This window comes from Acinetobacter sp. V89_4, assembly GCF_029967875.1.
GTDB classification, from domain to species: Bacteria; Pseudomonadota; Gammaproteobacteria; order Pseudomonadales; family Moraxellaceae; genus Acinetobacter; species Acinetobacter oleivorans.
The window spans coordinates 148,700-167,649 of sequence record NZ_JASCAI010000021.1 but is presented as its reverse complement, the minus strand read 5'-3'; the positions used below and the strand labels follow the sequence as shown (position 1 = coordinate 167,649).

Sequence of the window (18,950 nt, the reverse complement as noted above, 5' to 3'; positions counted from 1 at the left end):
GCAAATTTAAGATATGAGTCGTTATTATGAGGTACGTGATCTAGTTGTTGCACAAACTAAAGCATCACCCTCCCCATTACCAGCACTTACACCATTAATTTGCCCATTAGTCAGAAATGAAATTCCAATATTATATAAAACATCCTCTTGGGCCGATAAAACAGGATTAGAGGCTACAAATAAAGTACCAATAGATGTTTTCGAAGGAATCCCATCATTCTCGTCTTTATTGATAAACGTAGATATAGTCAATTTACCATTACTAACTGTGAGCATATCACCCACTTTTGTTAAACTACACTTTTCACCAAAAGGTGTAATTAACTGATCTTCCTTAAAATCAGGTAAAACATCTGAAGTACAATAATTATATCTTTCAATTATACCTGAGTCATATTGTTGGCAAGCCGTCGTATCTATATTAATATTTAAAGGATTGACAAGAATTTGATCTGATTTCACCGGTAATTGAGATAAATTTCCATCTTTAATTAACATTAACAGTGCATCATAGTCTTTAATGTCTCTATTATTCTTAATAGCTTCCAATAACTCTTGAATAGCTTGATGAATAGGATTATTTGCTTTCATCTCAGCATTAAATAGATCCATATCATTATTAATACCATACCCCTTTTTAATAAGTTCAGCTACCAAAGCAGAATTTGCAGAATTTAACTTTTCTGTAGTCATGGTTCCAGATTGATACCACGTTCCAGGAACTTGGTTACTAGCATAAGCAACGACCATATCCGTAAGCGGATTAATATTTACATTATCCTCACGCTCGACATAACTATAGTAGCTTTGTCCATTAGCCTTTACCTGTAAACGACAAGGAAACTTACTATTGTCTACTTCACCTTGCCATTTACCTTGGACATTAACATTTACAGTATTTTTAAAACCAGCTCCATCTTTACAAATTGCTGTTACATTTGCACCATTCAAAGCAGAATTTGAAAATGCTGTACCAGAGATTAATTTATAAGTAACTTCATTTTGATTAGATTGTGAAATTTTATCCTCACTAACACTGTTACTATTTTCACCACCACAAGCTATAAGCAATATTACTGAGAGCAAGCCACTAATTTTACAAATTATATTCATATTAAATCGCATTGTTATAACACTAAAAATTTTTATATCAACCATGGACTAATACATGATGATAGGTAAATTAAACTCTATTAAAAGTATAATTTTAAAATAACAATAAATATTATATATAAATAAAATTAATGTAAAAATATTATTATGCTCAATTACCTATTAAAAAATTCAGGTAATAAAAAACGCCCTAGAAAGGACGTTATTTATTATTTCTTCTAATAAATTAATTTGGAGTATGGTACATCAAATATAATTCATTCAAATTATCTGGAATTTCTTCTGCCAGTTCATCCATTAACTGTCCATTACGACGGAAAGATTCCATCTGCGGATCTTCTTCATCAATTCCACTAAATACCATCATTGGTAAAGTTAAATCAATTAATTGTTCTTCATGTTCAGGGGCAAACCATGCCTCTTCATTTAAGAACATCGCATCAACAAATCCCACACTCCAGTCGCCTAAGCTAGATTCAACATCAGCTTCTTCAATTTCAAATGGAAATACAATTCCATTCTCATTTGCTAAGTCTTGTCGAATTGACTCTAACCACGCCTTGATTTGCTGAATAATTTCAGCAGGAACCTTTTTATGGTTATTATCAAACAGCTCATCTAACCAACGGTCAAACTGAGGGCCTACTGCAATTGCACACAGAAAACCATGAGTTGCAGCGAAATCTAGACCATACTCATTGTGGTCTCCATCTAGATATTCACTTAATTGGTCTAAATCTAACGCACTCATTGTGTTACCTGACTATAAAAAAGAAATCTACGATAGCATAGCATTTAAGCCGACGATGCCCTATTCAGATTTGATTAGTCTTCATCATCAAGATCATCATCGTCTAAATCGTAATCAAAATCTTTCAACTCACGCTCTAAACGGCGTTGAGCCAATAGATCATCAATTAATCTACGTTTTTCTAATGATTCTTTCGCAGTGATTTTGCCTGATGACTCATCAAAACCGACATCATCATCATCACCGTAGTTATCATCTAGTTCAAAATCTGTAGAAGACACTAAAACTACCTCTAATGAAAAAATGTGAATGGGTCTAGGCGCTATTTATCTCTCTTACAGAATCATGTCAAGTTTTATTTATATTTTTTTCATTAAACTGCATATTTGTACTTTTTTTCACCCGAAAAATTGTGTATTTATAAAACTCAACTATTTTTTTGATCAAGAAAAAATTCTATGATCTTTTCTATGATTTAAGCTTGAAAAAAATGATTTTAGCCCAATATTCAAAAAACAGACGTGAATTCAAAGATATTTTTTATTTAACGGTTACCGACCAAACCCAAAACATTTCAAGCAAATTGTGCTATCATGCACGGTTTTTCACTGCCACAGATTCAACGAAGAGTAAGCAAAGATGAGCGATATGCATTCCCCTACTTCTCAAGTAGCGGCTCTGATTAGCCGAGGCAAAGAACAAGGTTACTTAACTTACGCTGAGGTTAACGATCATCTGCCGGACTCGATTACTGAAAGCGAACAGATTGAAGACATTATTCAAATGCTTCAAGACGTTGGTATTCCTGTACACGAGCGTGCACCTGAATCTGACGATACCATGTTCGGTGAGTCAACTGACACAGCTGATGAAGTTGCTGAAGAAGAAGCTGCTGCCGTACTTGCATCGGTTGAAAATGAGCCTGGACGTACGACAGATCCTGTACGTATGTACATGCGTGAAATGGGTACAGTTGAACTGTTAACCCGTGAAGGTGAAATCAGCATTGCAAAACGTATTGAAGAAGGGATCCGTGATGTCCTTAATTCAATTGCGTACTGGCCAAATGCTGTTGAAGTTGTATTAAAAGAATATAATGATTTCTTGACTGGCGAACGTCGCCTTGCCGATATTTTATCTGGCTATCTTGACCCGGAAACTGACGAAGATATTCCTGAAGTTCTAGAAGAAGAAACAGAACTTGAAGAAGATGATGCGCCAGCTACACCAGCAAAAGAAGTTAAGCTTGACGATGACGAAGAAGATGAAGAGTCAGAAAGCGACGATGATTCTGAAGGTGAGTCTGGTCCAGACCCTGAAGTTGCAAAAATTCGCTTTAATGAACTTGAATCTGCATGGACTAAAACAAAAGGTATTATTGAGAAACATGGCCGTAACAGCCCTGAAGCAGATGAAGCTTTAGAAGCATTAGCTACTGTGTTCATGATGTTTAAATTTACACCACGTTTATTCGATATCATTTCTGAAATGATTCGTGGCACACATGAACAAATTCGTGCCAATGAACGTGAAATCATGCGTTACGCAGTACGTCGTGGCCGTATGGACCGTACTCAATTCCGTACATCTTTCCCTAAGCAAGAATCTAATCCAGCTTGGTTAGATGAACAGATTGCTAAAGCTCCTGCTGAAATCAAGGCGCATTTAGAAAAAGTTCGTCCGGATGTTTTAGCATTCCAGCAAAAAATTGCAGATATTGAGAAAGAACTTAGTTTAAGCGTTGCTGAAATTAAAGATATTTCTAAGCGTATGGCGATTGGCGAAGCGAAAGCACGCCGTGCTAAGAAAGAAATGGTAGAAGCCAACCTTCGTTTGGTAATTTCGATTGCGAAGAAATATACCAACCGTGGTTTACAGTTCCTTGACTTGATTCAAGAAGGGAACATTGGTTTGATGAAAGCGGTAGACAAGTTTGAATATCGTCGTGGTTATAAATTCTCGACTTATGCAACTTGGTGGATTCGTCAGGCGATTACCCGTTCTATTGCCGATCAGGCTCGCACAATTCGTATTCCTGTACATATGATTGAAACGATTAACAAGATCAACCGTGTATCTCGTCAATTGTTACAAGAAATGGGCCGTGAACCAACACCTGAAGAATTAGGTGAACGTTTAGAAATGGACGAAGTTAAGGTTCGTAAGGTACTTAAGATTGCCAAAGAACCGATTTCAATGGAAACACCTATTGGTGATGATGAAGATTCGCATCTTGGTGATTTCATTGAAGATCAAAACATCACTTCTCCAATTGATGCTGCGACTTCAGAAGGCTTAAAAGAAGCAACACGCGAAGTATTGGAAAACTTAACTGAACGTGAAGCAAAAGTATTGAAGATGCGTTTTGGTATTGATATGCCAACCGATCACACCCTAGAAGAAGTGGGTAAGCAGTTTGATGTAACACGTGAACGTATTCGTCAGATTGAAGCGAAAGCATTGCGCAAATTACGCCACCCTTCTCGTTCTGAACACTTACGTTCTTTCTTGGAAAATGACTAAGTTTTGAAGGCTTGAAATTTCAAAACCAAGCCTCATTTAATAGAAAGAGCTATAAACGCCTGCGATAATGCAGGCGTTTCAAATCATGAGGTAACTTATGTTAGACCGCACTCCATCTCGCGAACTACAAGAACATCTTTGGGTATTTCCGATGGATTATCCAATTAAACTTATTGGCGATGCGGGTGAAGAATTACGTGTTGCTGTAGTCGATATTTTGGTGAAACATTTCCCAGACTTCGACCACTCAACATTAAAAGTTCAAGAATCTCGCACCGGCAAGTATCATTCTTTAACAGCACAATTGCGCTTTGAAGAATTAGAACAAGTTCATGCACTTTATGCTGACTTGGCTGCTTGCCCGCAGATTAGAACTGCGCTTTAATTTTAAGTTCTTCAATCAATACCACAGTCAGACACTCTTACTGTGGTATTTTTTTTGAGAAATTTTTAAGCTATCAAACAGTGAAAAAACAATACAAATATTTAGAAACCCTATTATAAAATCCTTTAAAATTACAGGGTTTTCGGCTTCTATCTTGCAGATATTAACTGGGTGCCGCAGAAACCAACTTATAGGAAGATATTGTGATGAGCCTTGATAAACCCAACTTGATCATTCGCCAATGGAACGATTTACAAGATTATCAAAGCAAGTTCGAAACCATGAAACTCTTAACAAATGAGCGTGATCAAGATACGCCTGATGAGTTATGGTTACTCCAACATCATAATGTCTTAACACAAGGTCAAGCTGGTAAACCTGAGCACATCCTAATTTCTTCAGATATTCCAGTCGTACAAACTGACCGTGGCGGACAAGTGACTTGGCATGGACCTGGTCAACTTGTGGCTTACTTCATGTTTGATCTTAATCGTCTAAAATGGAACGTACGTACATTGGTCAGTTTTGCTGAACAATTCATGATAGATGTTTTAAAAAAATATGGAATTGAAGCTTATGCCAAGCCCGATGCACCTGGGGTATATGTAGATGGTCGTAAGATTGGTTCTTTAGGTTTTAAAATTCGTCGTGGTCGAAGTTATCATGGATTAGCATTAAACTTGGACTGTGCCTTAAATGGATTCCAGACCATCAATCCTTGCGGCTATGCAGGCTTAGAAATGGTACGTATACAAGATTTAGTGACTCCCTATCCATCATTTGGTCAACTCTGTCAGGACTTTATTGAGTATATTAATAGTACTGGGTACTTTAATGACCCTAAAGTCAAATATGAATAAATCGCTTTGCGATGAAATAAAAATGGATTAGAGTAATTACTCTAAATTTGCTTTCGCATAATTTTAACAAGGGATACGCGAGTGATTTCGACAAAAGCGGTAAAGCCGACTCTGCAACTTGCCTACGTTAAGCTCATGATGGATGTTATTGGTCGTGGCTTGGTCATGGCAAGTCAAGTGGACACTGAAATACAAGAGGAAGTATCTAAATTTCCTGTTCACTTTGTACTTTCAATGAATGTTTTCCCGAATGGACCAGCATTTTTTGCTCGAGTGACAGAAGACAAACAGTTAGAACTACTTCAAAGAGCTGAAAGAAAACCAGACTTAACGATTACATTCAAACATGTCACCCATGCCTTTTTGGTGTTTTCTTTTCAAGAAAGTACTGCTCAAGCATTTGCCAATGACCGAATGATTGCCGATGGTGATGTATCTGCTGCTATCCGCTTAGTACGTTGCCTAAATAAAATGGAAGCTCTTATTTTACCTAAATTGGTTGCTTCACTAGCAGTCAAAGAATACCCAACCGAACTTAGCCTAAAAGAAAAATTCAACGAAGCTGCAAATATTTACCTAAAAGTAGCCAAGTCCTATTTCAAGCGGAGCGCATAACATGGCCAAACCATATTACGAATTCTTTTGTCCTGTAAAAGTCATTGCTGGTAATGCTGCGCTAGAACATATTCCTTTTGAGCTTGCAACTTTGGGTGCAAAACGCCCTCTTATCATTACAGATAAAGGTGTACGTGCAAACGGCTTATTAAATCCGATTGAAGCTGCATTTAGTACAACTGATGCTGTCATTGGTCACGTTTTTGATGATGTTCCACCCGACTCGAGTTTAGAGGTCGTTCGTCTTGCAGCAGAAGCTTATCGTACAAATAAATGTGATGCGATCATTGCTGTAGGTGGCGGTTCAGTTATAGACACATCTAAAGCAACCAACATTTTGGTATCTGAAGGTGGAAATGACTTATTGCAATATGCAGGTGCTCACAACCTACCGAAGCCATTAAAACCATTTTTTGTGATTCCAACAACTTCTGGCACTGGTTCTGAAGTAACAATGGTTGCTGTGGTTTCAGATACTCAAAAGAATGTTAAGTTAGCATTTGCTTCTTATTATTTAATGCCACATGCAGCGATTTTGGATCCACGCATGACGCTTACATTACCACCTCATTTAACTGCAATGACTGGTATGGATGCATTAACGCATTGTGTTGAAGCCTATACATGTATGGCTGCCAATCCATTAAGTGATGCTTATGCAAGTGCCGGAATTAAAAAGATTAGTGAAAATCTCTTTAATGTCTTAGAAAACCCAAATGACTCACAAGGCCGTTTAGAGTTAGCTCAAGCTTCAACAATGGCGGGTATTGCATTTTCTAATTCAATGGTCGGCTTAGTTCACTCTTTAGGACATGCTTTAGGTGCTGTTGCTCACCTACCCCACGGTCTATGCATGAATTTATTCTTACCTTATGTACTTGAATATAATAAACAAGTAAATGGTCAGAAAATTGGTGAGTTACTATTACCGCTTGCTGGTGCAGATATTTATGCACAAACGCCTGCAACACAGCGTGCAGATAGAGCAATTACGACTATCTTAGCAATGCGTGATCGCCTATTTACTTTAACAAAGTTACCACGCACTCTACGTGAAACAGGTAAAGTAACTGAAGCACAGCTTGATGAAGTTGCAGAAAAAGCACTAAATGATGGCTCAATTATTTATAACCCGAAAGAAGCAAGCTTAAAAGATATCCGAGATATCTTAGAAAAAGCTTGGTAATTCGATAAGTTAAACTTCAATAAATTCCATAAAGGTCTGATTTATATAATGAATCAGACCTTTTTTATCACTAAGCATTTTTATTGATTATTTTATTTGAAACATATGGCAAAAAAATTGCTAAAAAATAGATGAAAGTACTGACAATTTATATCAATTTAGGATAGATTGGCGCACTTTATCTTTTTCTGTAGGGGGGATCGTTCGTCTCAAACGATCCTTAACACCAAGCTGATCCTTGATCAACGATTATGAGGATAACGCCGTTGACAAATTTATCTGGGACTAAACCAACAGGCAAGCTTCAAAAGAATCTTGTACTTTGGCATATTGTTATTATTGGTTTAGCTTACATTCAGCCATTAACGTTATTTGATACTTTTGGTTTAGTGTCAGAACGAAGTGGTGGTCATGTACCAACTTCCTACATTTTTGCATTAGTCGCAATCTTATTAACATCGATCAGTTATGGACATATGATTAAGCGCTACCCTTCTTCTGGGTCGGCTTATACGTATGCTCAAAAATCAATTCACCCTAATGTTGGCTTTATGGTGGGTTGGTCTTCTTGGTTAGACTATCTACTGTCACCGCTTGTTAATATTATCTTGGCAGATATTTATCTAAGAGCTCTTTTTCCAGAAGTAAATAACTGGTTATGGGTGATTGGTTTAACAACGCTCATGACTGTTATTAATTTATTTGGTGCACGGTTCGTTGCACGTTTTAACAGTACGATTGTTGTTATTCAGCTTGGCGTAATTTTTTATTTTGTTTATCAAGTATATATCTTACTTACTCAAGGTGTATATGCAGATGGAACTTTAAATCCAGATAAAGCAGCATTGTGGTCATTAACTCCTTTTTGGAACGATATGACGTCTGTCAGCTCTTTAATTGCTGGCGCGACTGTACTCTGCTTCTCTTTTACTGGATTTGATGCTTTATCGTCTCTTGCTGAAGAAACAAAAGATGCAGAAAAAACGCTACCAAAAGCTATTTTTTCTACAGCATTACTTGCAGGTATTATTTTCATTGTAAGTACTTACTTCATCCAATTATATTTCCCAAGCAATCCAAACACTTACTTCAATCCTTTAGATGAATCACAACCTGTGATGGTCGCTGCGATTGGTAGTTTGATGTTTAAAACTTTGGTTTTATATTTTGCTGTAGTCGCTGTGATGGCATCAGGTATTTCTGCCCATGCGGGTGTATCACGCTTAATGTACGTGATGGGACGCGATGGGGTCATCAACAAGAAATTATTTGGTCATATCAGTCCAAAATTGCATACTCCAACTTACAACATTCTTATTGTTGGTGTGGTTGCTTTATCTGCTGGTTTTCTAGATCTTGAGCATATTGTTAACTTGATTAGTTTTGGTGCTTTAACTGCTTTTAGTTTTGTTAACTTCTCTGTAGTTTCTCGCTATGCATTAAGAGATGGCAAGAATAAAACGCTTAAAGACATCATTAATTATATTGCTATACCAACGCTTGGTTTTGCCAGTGTGTTTATGATGTGGTTAGAGATTGATAAGCTTGCCTTACAAATTGGCTTAGCTTGGGCCGTTATTGGTGTAGGTTATCTTGCCTATAAAACCAAAGGCTTTAAATATAATGCTCCACAGCATAATGAACATGAGTAATAAAAAAGGCGCTTAAAGCGCCTTTTTTATGGTCAAATTAACCAAAAATTTTATTTACAATGCTTTGTACACGTTGAGCATAAAGTTTTGCTGTTTCAAGATCACCTGTTGGAACCTCTTCCACACTTGCATCAGAAGGCGATTGAACTAAAAGCCCAACTGAGCCGCCTAAGTTGTTTACATCTTCACGTGTTGCATCTTTCGTATTTGCTGGCAATAAGCCAAGACTCACCCAAATGCCACCATGCTGTGATGCTAAAGTTTGTAGTTGAATAAGAGTTACTTGCTTATCACCATTTAAGCTCGCGCTGTTTGTAAAACCTGCAAATACTTTATCTTGCCAACCACGTGTAAACCACACTTTTGAAGTTGCATCAGCAAACTTTTTAAACTGCCATGGCGCTGTACCCATATAAGTAGGCGCACCAAAAACAATCCCCTTCGCATCATTTAATGTCTGCCAATCTTGATCAGTAATATTTCCATCTTGATCAATTTGGATGAGCTGAGCATTAATTTCGTTTGCAAACGTTTCAGCCACGACTTTAGTGTGGCCATAACCAGAGAAATATACAACCGCGATATTAGAGTTAGACATGGGAGCAAACCTTTGTTTTATTAAATTCCACTTTATGATATATTTTAGAAACTAGGTGTCAATTAGTTACTAGTTGGTAACTAGGGTAATTTTTCAAGAAATTATAGGTAAATGGTATGAATGAATGTCTAAAATATAATATTTTTCAACAACATTGCCCTGCTCGTTTATTTTTTGAAAAAATTGCAGATAAATGGGTTTTATTGATTTTGAATGTTCTTGAGGAAGAAACTCAACACTTCAATTTGCTCAAAAAGAATATTCAAGGTATCTCCCCTAAAGTCTTATCACAGAAGTTAAAAATGCTGGAGAGAGACGGTTTTATTGAGCGTAAAATTCAGAATACATCCCCAATTCGTGTTGATTACTCACTTACCGCTTTAGGGCAAAATGTAGCTTCAATGGCATTCCAATTAAAGGAATGGGCCGAAACCAATATTGAGCAAGTTTTAGCAGCTCAAATGACTTATGATGAAAAAGTGCTAGAGCAAGCTTAACCCATACATCCTTTAAAATTTTATTGAACTTGATCGATTAGGCTTTTTTCTTAGCTTAAAAGCCGCTCAACTTAATTAATTTTAATCGGTTCAGGTGGCGCACTTATTTTAAATTGAATAGTTAAAGGTTCGCATTGTTTTAACTCCTGCTCATTTTTCAAATAGATGCTTTCTAGACCATATTTCCAAGTACCATTCATGACTTCAAATGCAGGATAATTGACAATGAAAGTTTTGGTTTCATTAGGCTGATATTCGTAAGTTTGAGTCTCTTTACACTCATTTTCTGGATAAGAACGTTTAGTATTTCCAAATAAATAGAGTTCTAAAGGCACATAACATGCAGGTTGTCGTTCTTGTATTTTCTCTAATCCCTTATTAGTTTGAGTAATCTGCAATGCAATTGTGCCATTTAAAGTTAACTGCTGTGCATATTTAAAAACTGTTTCTTTTTCGATGGGTTCACGCGTTACATTATTTAGGAACTGTAATTTACGATGCAAGCCATTACAGTCATCTTCAACAGGCGCAGGTAACCAGATTTCATTATCTTTTGAGTCACCTTTCTCACCATCGGCAGGTGTTTCATAATCACCTGGTTTACCGGGTTTAGTCGGATTTCCCGATCCACCTAAACTGGCACCACCCGCGAATAAATCCTCTCCACAAGCAGTCAAAAGACCACCCATCAAAATGAAACTCATGGATATTATTAATTTTTTATAAGTTATTTTCATCATATTGATAAGCTCCGAAACGGAAAATTTTGGTTGCACCCTCTTTTCCTTCATCGAGTGCACAACGTTCAATGGCTAACTTGAGTACTTGTAATGATAGATCTTCCCACAAGCGTAAACTTGCTTCTTTAAGTAAAGTGATCGATTCATCTGTTAGTTCATCAGCAAAAATTGCTTGTTCTAAATAGGGTTCTTTTTCTGGTTGAAATAAATTATGAACTCCAGCAGCTAAATGTGCCTCTAAGTTATTCGTTAATAATTTTCGAACTTCGAATTGCTCAACATCAGGCATAAAACTACGCTGCTGCAACACCACAAGGCCATCTTGTTCTTTCACAATGTTCAGACGCTCAAGTTCATTCAAAATAGATCTTGGGTGTTTTTCAGTTGAAACTTTCTTTACCAAACTTTCAAAGCTAATCTGATCTTCGCTAATAAAAGGAATTTTTTCTGCCAATCCCTCTGCAAGCCACAAGCCAATCACCCGAGCAGGAACACTTACGGGCTCTGCTACTTTTGCTTCTGTTAAAGGCTGCCCAGCCTGCATCGCCTTTTTAAAGGCATTCACATCTTTGCGATGTAACCCTGAAAGTAAACTGACCGCTGAATCAGTTGGCTTTTGTTCTATACGCTCTAGCTCAGTTAAAGCCTGTTGATAGAAAACAGGTTTCAAAGCAGTCACAAAGTCGTTATATCCCACTCCTGAACGAATTAACCATTGCGTCAGGTATTCCATTAACATTAATACCTGCTTCTGATTAAGTTCTGCATTGTTCGTTTGGAGTGTGGTCATAGGGTAACAATTTTCCTTCATATTTGAAAAACAGTATGGGCCGAGCAATTGTCACACTGAACGGTTTAAGATGCAATTTTCATTCTTAGACCTCTTTTGGAAACCGATCAACATAATGATTTGGCGCATTAAAATGGGTAAAAGAAATACTGATTGAGACATCTAAACTTTCTACACTATGCCACCAACCAATTGGTATAAACAAAGCTTCCCCAGCATTCAAAATACATTCCACTGGAGTGATTGATCTTGCCAAAGGATATTTTTCAAAATCAATTTTTTTTGCATTACTTAATTCGCTAAACACCCAATGATCGTTATATAGATGAGGAACTTGCAAGGCAGGAATTAAAGTTATTTTTTTGCGTCCATAAATTTGAACTAACATATTATTCGTTAAATCATGATGTAATGGCGTAAATGTTCCTTTAGGTCCAAACCATAAAAAACTACGCTCATCTTTTAAAGCCAAGTCACAATAACCTTCTGCAAAATCACCTATATCTAAAAATAGTTCTTGAAGCATCTGATGGCTGTTGGTCGCATTATTTGCAGTCATATAAAAATCATTACTGGCATCAACTGACATAACTTTTGATACAAACTCTGACATCTTCATTTTCTGTTTTAGTAATAGAGAATGTCTTTCAAACTGTTCATCTAAATTTCTATTCATCTGAACTTCAACCGAATGATGGCCAAATTTAGAAGCAAAATATTGCGGAGACCATTTATGCAAAGCTGGCCAATGTTCTATTCCTTCTTTTAAAATCACAGGGCGATGTTGACTATAGTAATCCTTTATAAAGCCAGAGAACTGTGGAGCAATAATTGAAGGAATTTCTTCACTATAGCCAGAGTTTAGCTGTGCCAATTGATCTACAGTTTCTATTAACCATTCACGTTTTTTAAGTTGATGATGCTTTTTCTTCAAAATTTTATATAGCTGATTATTTTCTAAATTATTTAAATACTCTTTTACTTTTAAACCATCATACCCCTGCTCTATTAATATTTTTATAATTTCCGCAGACGTGACCTTATTTAAAACTTGTTCAATTATCCACTCTTGATCATGATCCGATAAAGTCTGAAATTTCAAATCATTCATTTCAAATCTTGGCTCAAATCCATTTGCTTTTAATACATCGACTAACTGTTCAATTCCACACCCTTTTTCTAAATTTTCTTCAAGCCAGTTTTTCCATTCTAATGGCAACTGGTCAAACCATTTTTGGCTTTGTTCGAATATTTCAATTTGATTATAAGCTGCCATGTTGAACCTTTTTTCAAATTTGATCTTTACAACTGCATTATAATTGATCTATTTTAAAAATGTTAAATTTTCACATTTTTAATAAAAAAAGGTTCATGTGATGAATAACATAGTAAAAGGAAGCAGCATTGCTTTGATTTTTATAGCTTTAAGTGGGTGCGGGTCTGACGATAATGATTCGACACCTACACCTACACCTACACCTACACCTACACCGACACCAACACCGACACCAACACCAACACCAACACCAACACCAACACCAACACCAACACCAACACCAACACCAACAAGTGTAGCGGATCGCTTTGTTGGAAGTTGGTTAGCGGGCAAAGGAGGTTGTATTAACGGTTCTGCTCTAAAAATGAACATTATTAAGGTTTCTGATAACAGTGTTCGATTTGCCAGTGAAACAGTACGTTATGAGAATGAATCAAACTGCACAGGTAACATCGTTGCAAGTTACCGCCAAGCTGAAGATTTTAGTCTGGTTTCAAATATTGGAGCACCTCAGACAATACAAACCTCAAGCTATAATAAAGTAGATTGGCAGCTTGTTGTAGCTGGAGAATTGGAGCAAAAACAATCTGCTATTTTAGGTTTTAAAAATGCAAATCAATTCTGCCTAGTCCCTACGAATGAACCAAATGCGATACATAATTATTTGCAGCAAGCAAACTTTGATCTCATGAATACTTGCTTCACAAAAACAACTCCACCAGCAAGCATGCAAAAGCCGACACAAGTATTGGCAACAGCAAGTTATAGACTAGCGGACAATAAAGAATCTTGGGCAGATCTATTAACCCAACTTAATGATCAAGGACGCCAAGGCTACGCCCTTCTCACACCATCAGTCAGTTTGGATAATCCTAATAGTAGCTTTGCCCTATATAAAAATTTATATGTCAAAAACAATAAAACCACTGATACATACACCTATAAAACAGTTGATGTTAAAACTAATTCAGTGGCAAACCGTTATTTACTATGGGTAAATGAGTTAAATAAACAAGGTAGCTTAGGCTATATATATAAACTTTCATTTGGAGAAGTAACTTCGAATACAGATAAATATTTATTTGTTAAAAATGATAAGAAACCAGCAACATATTCTTATTCTAATCGCTTCTTAACCAACACTTCTCGCACGAGTATTTTGAATGCCTTCAATGAACTTGGTGCACAAGGTTGTAAGCTAATTTACGCAAACTCGGAATTCACCAATAACGGCACAACGAATGGAACCTTCTATGTACCTACTTGTGTAAATAGCAGTACACATAACGGAACCTATGCGTATCGTTATTTTGAAGTTCCACAACATATTCCGTTTAACAAGGAAGATGCAATAAAACTTGAAAAACTTCTTAAAGAGCAGGCAGCTGAAGGTTATAGATTGGTGGATGCGAACAATAATCTAGGCTTCTTTAATATTGATGGTTATCTATTTGAGCGTGATAGTGAAAATACAGGGCCTATTGAATATAAAGTATTTATTGAAGATGCTGCATCCGAAACAGATGAGCCATATCTCGTTGAAAATCGAATTCAAGACCAAGGTAAATTAGGTTGGTTCTTTGCAGTTCGACTTGGATCGGTCTATACCAACTCACCAACAAATTATGATTTAGCAAGTGGTGTAATTTTCCCTAAATAAGACATCTAAAACAAATAAGGCCACAACTGTGGCCTTATTCTTACTTAAAATTAGATAACTTATCCTAAGTTTTTAAAGCCCTGCTGACGCCATGCTTCATAAACAATCACGGCGGTTGCATTAGATAAATTTAAACTTCTTGAGTTTTCGGCCATTGGCAAACGGATCCACTGTTCTTGTGGAAACATTAAGCGGACATGCTCAGGCAAACCACGTGTTTCTGGCCCCATCAGTAAAGCCACAGGTCGATTCAAATCGACTGTATGTGGAGTCGCTGAGCCTTTAGTGGTGAGTGGAAAAACATGCTCAACACCTTTAGCTTTTAAGTCTGCAAGGCATAGTTCAATGTTGTCCCAAATCTGCATACGCGCCCATTCATGATAATCAAGACCTGCTCGTTTGAGCTTTTTATCATCTAATTCAAAACCTAGTGGCTTGACTAAATGTAGCTGTGCGCCCGTATTAGCACATAAACGAATGATATTGCCTGTATTGGCAGGAATTTCAGGCTCGTATAGGACAACATGAATCACAAATTTTCTCGACTTTAATAACCAGCAATAAATTCAGATAAATTTATTGCCATTTTAACTGTTCACGTAAATTCACCACTTCACCAATAATGGTTAAAGTCGGTGCTACGATATGATGTTCAGACACTTTAGTTGCAATATCAGCTAATGTTCCAACAATAACTTTCTGTTCTGGTGTGGTTCCTTTAGATATTAAAGCTACAGGCATATCAGCACGTTGACCATGAGCAATAAGTTGCTCACAAATGCGTTCTAAACCAACTAACCCCATATAGAGGACTAAAGTTTGATTTTCATAAACTAGTTCATTCCAAGGGAGTTCAGGTGAACCTTCCTTTAAATGCCCAGTCAAGAAACGTACACTTTGTGCATAGTCACGATGAGTTAATGGAATTCCTGCATAAGCTGAACAACCAGATGCTGCTGTTATTCCTGGCACAACTTGGAAAGTGACATTTGCCTCAACTAGCTCTTGAATCTCTTCACCACCACGCCCAAAGATAAACGGATCACCACCTTTTAGACGACAAACACGCTTTCCTTTTTGAGCATATTCAACCAGTAAAGCATTGATACCATCTTGAGGAACAGAGTGATTTGAACGGGCTTTACCTACATAAACTTTGGTCGCATCGCGACGGCAAAGTTCTAAGATCGGTGCAGACACCAAACGATCATAAATCACGACATCTGCTTGCTGCATAAGACGCAATGCTTTTAATGTCAGTAGTTCAGGATCACCTGGCCCAGCCCCCACCAAATAAACTTCACCTTTAGGTGCAGTCCATTCTGTTAAGGCTTGCTGAATCAAATCATTTGCAACTTCTAAATTGTCATTAAAAACTTGTTCTTTTAATGGGCTAGCATATAAGTTTTCCCAAAAGATTCGACGCTCATCTGGGTTACTAATCTTTTCTTTTACTTGCTTACGCCATTGACCAGAAAACTCAGCAAGTTTCCCCATGCCATGTGGAACAATCGTTTCTATTTGAGTACGAAGTTGTCTAGATAAAACAGGTGATGCGCCATTTGAGGCAACAGAAATGATCAATGGAGAACGATCAATAATTGCTGGAACCATAAAACGGCAGTGTGGAATATCATCGACACTATTTACCAGTAAATTACGCACTTCACATTGCTCAAAAACAGCTTTGTTCACTTGCGCATCATTAGTCGCAGCAATGACTAATCTATAAGGTGTATTTAAAAAAATTTCGGCAAAGGTCTCAGCAAAATACTGTCCTCCACTCGCCTGAACCAACTCTAAAAGCTGATCTTCAATTGCTGGAGCAATAATATCAATTACGGCTCCAGCTTTGGCTAAAAGATTTGCTTTGCGCAAAGCAATATGCCCACCACCCACAATCAGACAACGTTGCTGTTGCAACTTTAAAGAGATTGGAAAAATATCCACCTTAAACCTCTACATTAATCATCTGATTTGGGTTAAGCAAAAACCGTGCACAATTTAGATGCAAAGCTTAGTCAATAAAGGTTAAACCACCCATATATGGGCGTAATACTTCTGGAATCTCGATAGAACCATCTTCACGCTGGTAATTTTCCATTACAGCAAGCAAAGTACGTCCAACTGCAAGACCTGAACCATTTAGTGTGTGCACTAATTCAGTCTTCTTTTGATCCATTCTGTAACGTGCTTTCATGCGGCGTGCCTGAAAATCACCCATATTAGAGCAGCTTGAGATTTCACGGTAAGTATTTTGGCTTGGAACCCAAACTTCTAAGTCGTAAGTTTTAGTCGCACCGAAGCCCATATCTCCACCACAGAGCAAAATTTTGCGGTATGGCAAACCAAGTGCCTGCAAAATGCCCTCAGCATGTGCAGTAAGATCTTCAAGTGCCTGCATAGAAGTTTCAGGTTTAACGATTTGCACCATCTCAACTTTATCAAACTGATGCTGACGAATTAAACCACGGGTATCGCGACCATAAGAACCAGCTTCACTGCGGAAACACGGTGTATGCGCTGCATATTTTAATGGCAAGCGTTCGGTATCAATAATCTCATCACGAACAAAGTTAGTAACAGGAACTTCTGCTGTAGGGATGAGGTAATATTCTTTTTCACCTTGAAGTTTGAACAAATCTTCTTCAAATTTTGGTAACTGACCAGTACCACGAAGTGAATCAGCATTTACCAAATAAGGCACATAAGCTTCTGTATAACCATTCTTTAAAGTATGGGTATCAAGCATGAACTGTGTTAAAGCACGTTGTAGACGCGCTAAAGAACCTTTCAACACACTAAAACGTGAACCAGTCAATTTAGTCGCAGTTTCAAACTCTAAACCGCCCATCCACTCACCTAAGTCAGTATGATCTTTGATTTCAAAATCAAACTGACGAGGCGTACCCCATTTTGAAATTTCAACGTTATCATCTTCATCTTTACCAGCAGGAACAGACTCATCTGGTAAGTTAGGGATGCTAAGCGCTTTTTGTTCAATCTCGTTTTGGAGCTCTGATAAAGCTACTTCAGCAGCTTTGATTTCATCACCAATCGCTTGCATACGCGCCATGATTTCAGAAGCATCACCACCGGATTTTTTAATCTGACCCACTTGTTTTGCACCGGCATTACGTTCTGCCTGCAATTTTTCAGTTTTTGATTGCAAGTCTTTACGGCGAGTTTCTAAAGAAGCCCATTCTTGAACATCTAATTGAACACCACGTTTTGCCAAAGCTGCATTAACAGCTTCAATATTATTTCTGAGTAACTTAGGGTCGATCATAATCAATCATAATATGGGTAAAAAACTGGCTATAGTGTAAGGCCTTCACACTAAAAAATATAGTGATCATCTTCATAACGAATAGCTTTCACACAATTGTTAGAATAGATCACCTATTTTAGAACTTATAGTTTGGCACACTCGGTAAATACTCAGGTTTAATGAATTTACTCGCTTCAAAATACGGCAGTGTTAATTCAGACATTCCTTCGGCATAAGAAGCCAATTCATAAATTGGATAGACAAAAACAATCCCATTTGCGCCGTAGTAGAAATTATCACTTAATTGCAGTTTTTCACGACTGATATTGTGCTCTTGAAGCCAATTTGTATTTGCATCAAAAAGTGCATCAACTAATTGTTTTTCAACATCAGGCTGAATGAGCTCAGCAACAGTAATATGTTTTTTATTTAATAAATCAAAAGTCACGAACTCTTGATGTGACATGCCATGTGCTGCGCCAACAGAATACGAATAAGTCTGTAATGCAAAAGTTGCAAGATTATAATTTTGCCCTAAATAGCGAACATAAATTGCGCTTTGACTCGAACGCGGCTCACCTTCAGGTACCTCTACAGGTTTATCAGCCAAGTTTGCAAAAGCATTCGGATCTGCTTTCTTTATTCGATTAGTGAAGTAATCATTAATCCACTTTTGATTGGTTTGTACTGTTTGAAAGTCATACTCAGTACAACCATCTTCTAAACAAACTTTTGATTTTGGCAATTTTACTGGGATTACTTTTGCCTGAATTACAGGAACACCAGCCTCTTTAGTTTCTTTAACTTTTGCAGTCGAAGCAGCCTGCTCTTCTTTGGCTGTCGACTTTGGTTGGCAACCACTCACAATTGCCATTGCAGCCATTAATGGAAGAATACAAATAATTTTTTTATCGTAAAGTCGCATAATAATCCCCATGAATTTACCTCTATCACTATACAAAGCGTCCGATCGAGGTGGGGTTAAAAAATGTATCTATCTCTCTTATATAAAAAAAGCTACCGTGAAAGGTAG

At 37.2% G+C, this 18,950-nt stretch carries 19 protein-coding genes; 8 read left to right on the top strand and 11 right to left on the bottom strand.

Translation table 11 applies throughout. The annotated features are described in order from the left end of the window. Positions 1-24: 24 nt before the first annotated feature. The 3 genes from QLG01_RS09400 to QLG01_RS09390 form a co-directional block, all read right to left on the bottom strand. The gene (locus QLG01_RS09400; RefSeq protein WP_250375752.1) at positions 25-1,113 is read right to left on the bottom strand and encodes a hypothetical protein; all 1,089 of its coding nucleotides are present in this window, start codon (positions 1,111-1,113) and stop codon (positions 25-27) included. Between the two features lie 226 nt (positions 1,114-1,339). After that, a complete protein-coding gene (locus tag QLG01_RS09395; protein ID WP_004789407.1) occupies positions 1,340-1,864 on the bottom strand; it encodes a YecA family protein in 525 nt (174 codons plus the stop codon). A 74-nt stretch (positions 1,865-1,938) separates the two neighbouring features. Further along, positions 1,939-2,145, bottom strand: coding sequence for a hypothetical protein (locus tag QLG01_RS09390; protein WP_002116495.1), 207 nt, complete (start codon positions 2,143-2,145; stop codon positions 1,939-1,941). Positions 2,146-2,503: 358 nt separating this feature from the next. Here QLG01_RS09390 and rpoD point away from each other — a divergent pair, with 358 nt between their 5' ends. The 6 genes from rpoD to QLG01_RS09360 all read left to right on the top strand — a co-directional run bounded on the left by rpoD (position 2,504) and on the right by QLG01_RS09360 (position 9,085). Next, positions 2,504-4,387, top strand: coding sequence for an RNA polymerase sigma factor RpoD (gene rpoD / locus QLG01_RS09385; RefSeq protein WP_005310050.1), 1,884 nt, complete (start codon positions 2,504-2,506; stop codon positions 4,385-4,387). A 97-nt stretch (positions 4,388-4,484) separates the two neighbouring features. Then, positions 4,485-4,772 carry a DUF493 domain-containing protein gene (locus QLG01_RS09380; protein WP_002116017.1) on the top strand — a complete coding sequence of 96 codons (288 nt, stop codon included), beginning with the start codon at positions 4,485-4,487 and terminating at the stop codon, positions 4,770-4,772. Positions 4,773-4,978: 206 nt separating this feature from the next. Beyond that, positions 4,979-5,632: a lipoyl(octanoyl) transferase LipB gene (gene lipB, locus QLG01_RS09375; protein ID WP_282496314.1), complete on the top strand. Its 654-nt coding sequence runs from the start codon at positions 4,979-4,981 to the stop codon at positions 5,630-5,632. A gap of 81 nt (positions 5,633-5,713) precedes the next feature. Then, entirely contained in the window at positions 5,714-6,247 is a 534-nt protein-coding gene (locus QLG01_RS09370; protein WP_004789401.1) for a hypothetical protein, read from the top strand. A gap of 1 nt (position 6,248) precedes the next feature. Further along, complete coding sequence (locus QLG01_RS09365; RefSeq protein ID WP_282496312.1) at positions 6,249-7,433, top strand: iron-containing alcohol dehydrogenase; 1,185 nt, start codon at positions 6,249-6,251, stop codon at positions 7,431-7,433. A gap of 266 nt (positions 7,434-7,699) precedes the next feature. Next, entirely contained in the window at positions 7,700-9,085 is a 1,386-nt protein-coding gene (locus tag QLG01_RS09360; RefSeq protein WP_013196978.1) for an APC family permease, read from the top strand. Positions 9,086-9,122: 37 nt separating this feature from the next. On the opposite strand, the gene QLG01_RS09355 is transcribed toward QLG01_RS09360, so the two are convergent. Continuing rightward, complete coding sequence (locus QLG01_RS09355) at positions 9,123-9,683, bottom strand: flavodoxin family protein (protein WP_151822092.1); 561 nt, start codon at positions 9,681-9,683, stop codon at positions 9,123-9,125. Positions 9,684-9,799: 116 nt separating this feature from the next. Between QLG01_RS09355 and QLG01_RS09350 the strand changes: the two genes are divergently transcribed. Beyond that, positions 9,800-10,180: a helix-turn-helix domain-containing protein gene (locus tag QLG01_RS09350; RefSeq protein ID WP_013196976.1), complete on the top strand. Its 381-nt coding sequence runs from the start codon at positions 9,800-9,802 to the stop codon at positions 10,178-10,180. Between the two features lie 71 nt (positions 10,181-10,251). Here QLG01_RS09350 and QLG01_RS09345 read toward each other — a convergent pair whose 3' ends face one another. The 3 genes from QLG01_RS09345 to QLG01_RS09335 form a co-directional block, all read right to left on the bottom strand. Continuing rightward, complete coding sequence (locus QLG01_RS09345) at positions 10,252-10,884, bottom strand: hypothetical protein (RefSeq protein ID WP_282496331.1); 633 nt, start codon at positions 10,882-10,884, stop codon at positions 10,252-10,254. A 16-nt stretch (positions 10,885-10,900) separates the two neighbouring features. Further along, a complete protein-coding gene (locus QLG01_RS09340; RefSeq protein ID WP_013196974.1) occupies positions 10,901-11,710 on the bottom strand; it encodes a DUF6502 family protein in 810 nt (269 codons plus the stop codon). A gap of 85 nt (positions 11,711-11,795) precedes the next feature. Next, positions 11,796-12,986, bottom strand: coding sequence for a cupin-like domain-containing protein (locus QLG01_RS09335; protein WP_199943695.1), 1,191 nt, complete (start codon positions 12,984-12,986; stop codon positions 11,796-11,798). 100 nt (positions 12,987-13,086) lie between these two features. On the opposite strand from QLG01_RS09335, the gene QLG01_RS09330 reads away from it, so the two are divergent. Next, on the top strand, positions 13,087-14,646 hold the full coding sequence (locus QLG01_RS09330) for a PT dipeptide repeat lipoprotein (protein ID WP_282496308.1): 1,560 nt from the start codon (positions 13,087-13,089) through the stop codon (positions 14,644-14,646). 59 nt (positions 14,647-14,705) lie between these two features. Here QLG01_RS09330 and QLG01_RS09325 read toward each other — a convergent pair whose 3' ends face one another. From QLG01_RS09325 to QLG01_RS09310, 4 genes are all read right to left on the bottom strand, one after another. Then, positions 14,706-15,179: a tRNA (cytidine(34)-2'-O)-methyltransferase gene (locus tag QLG01_RS09325; RefSeq protein ID WP_002116042.1), complete on the bottom strand. Its 474-nt coding sequence runs from the start codon at positions 15,177-15,179 to the stop codon at positions 14,706-14,708. A 43-nt stretch (positions 15,180-15,222) separates the two neighbouring features. After that, positions 15,223-16,596, bottom strand: a complete 1,374-nt coding sequence (cysG, locus tag QLG01_RS09320; protein WP_199987534.1) for a siroheme synthase CysG — start codon at positions 16,594-16,596, stop codon at positions 15,223-15,225. 67 nt (positions 16,597-16,663) lie between these two features. Next, positions 16,664-17,935: a serine--tRNA ligase gene (gene serS, locus QLG01_RS09315; protein ID WP_013196969.1), complete on the bottom strand. Its 1,272-nt coding sequence runs from the start codon at positions 17,933-17,935 to the stop codon at positions 16,664-16,666. Between the two features lie 118 nt (positions 17,936-18,053). Then, positions 18,054-18,854 carry an RsiV family protein gene (locus QLG01_RS09310; RefSeq protein ID WP_151768328.1) on the bottom strand — a complete coding sequence of 267 codons (801 nt, stop codon included), beginning with the start codon at positions 18,852-18,854 and terminating at the stop codon, positions 18,054-18,056. Positions 18,855-18,950 lie beyond the last annotated feature (96 nt).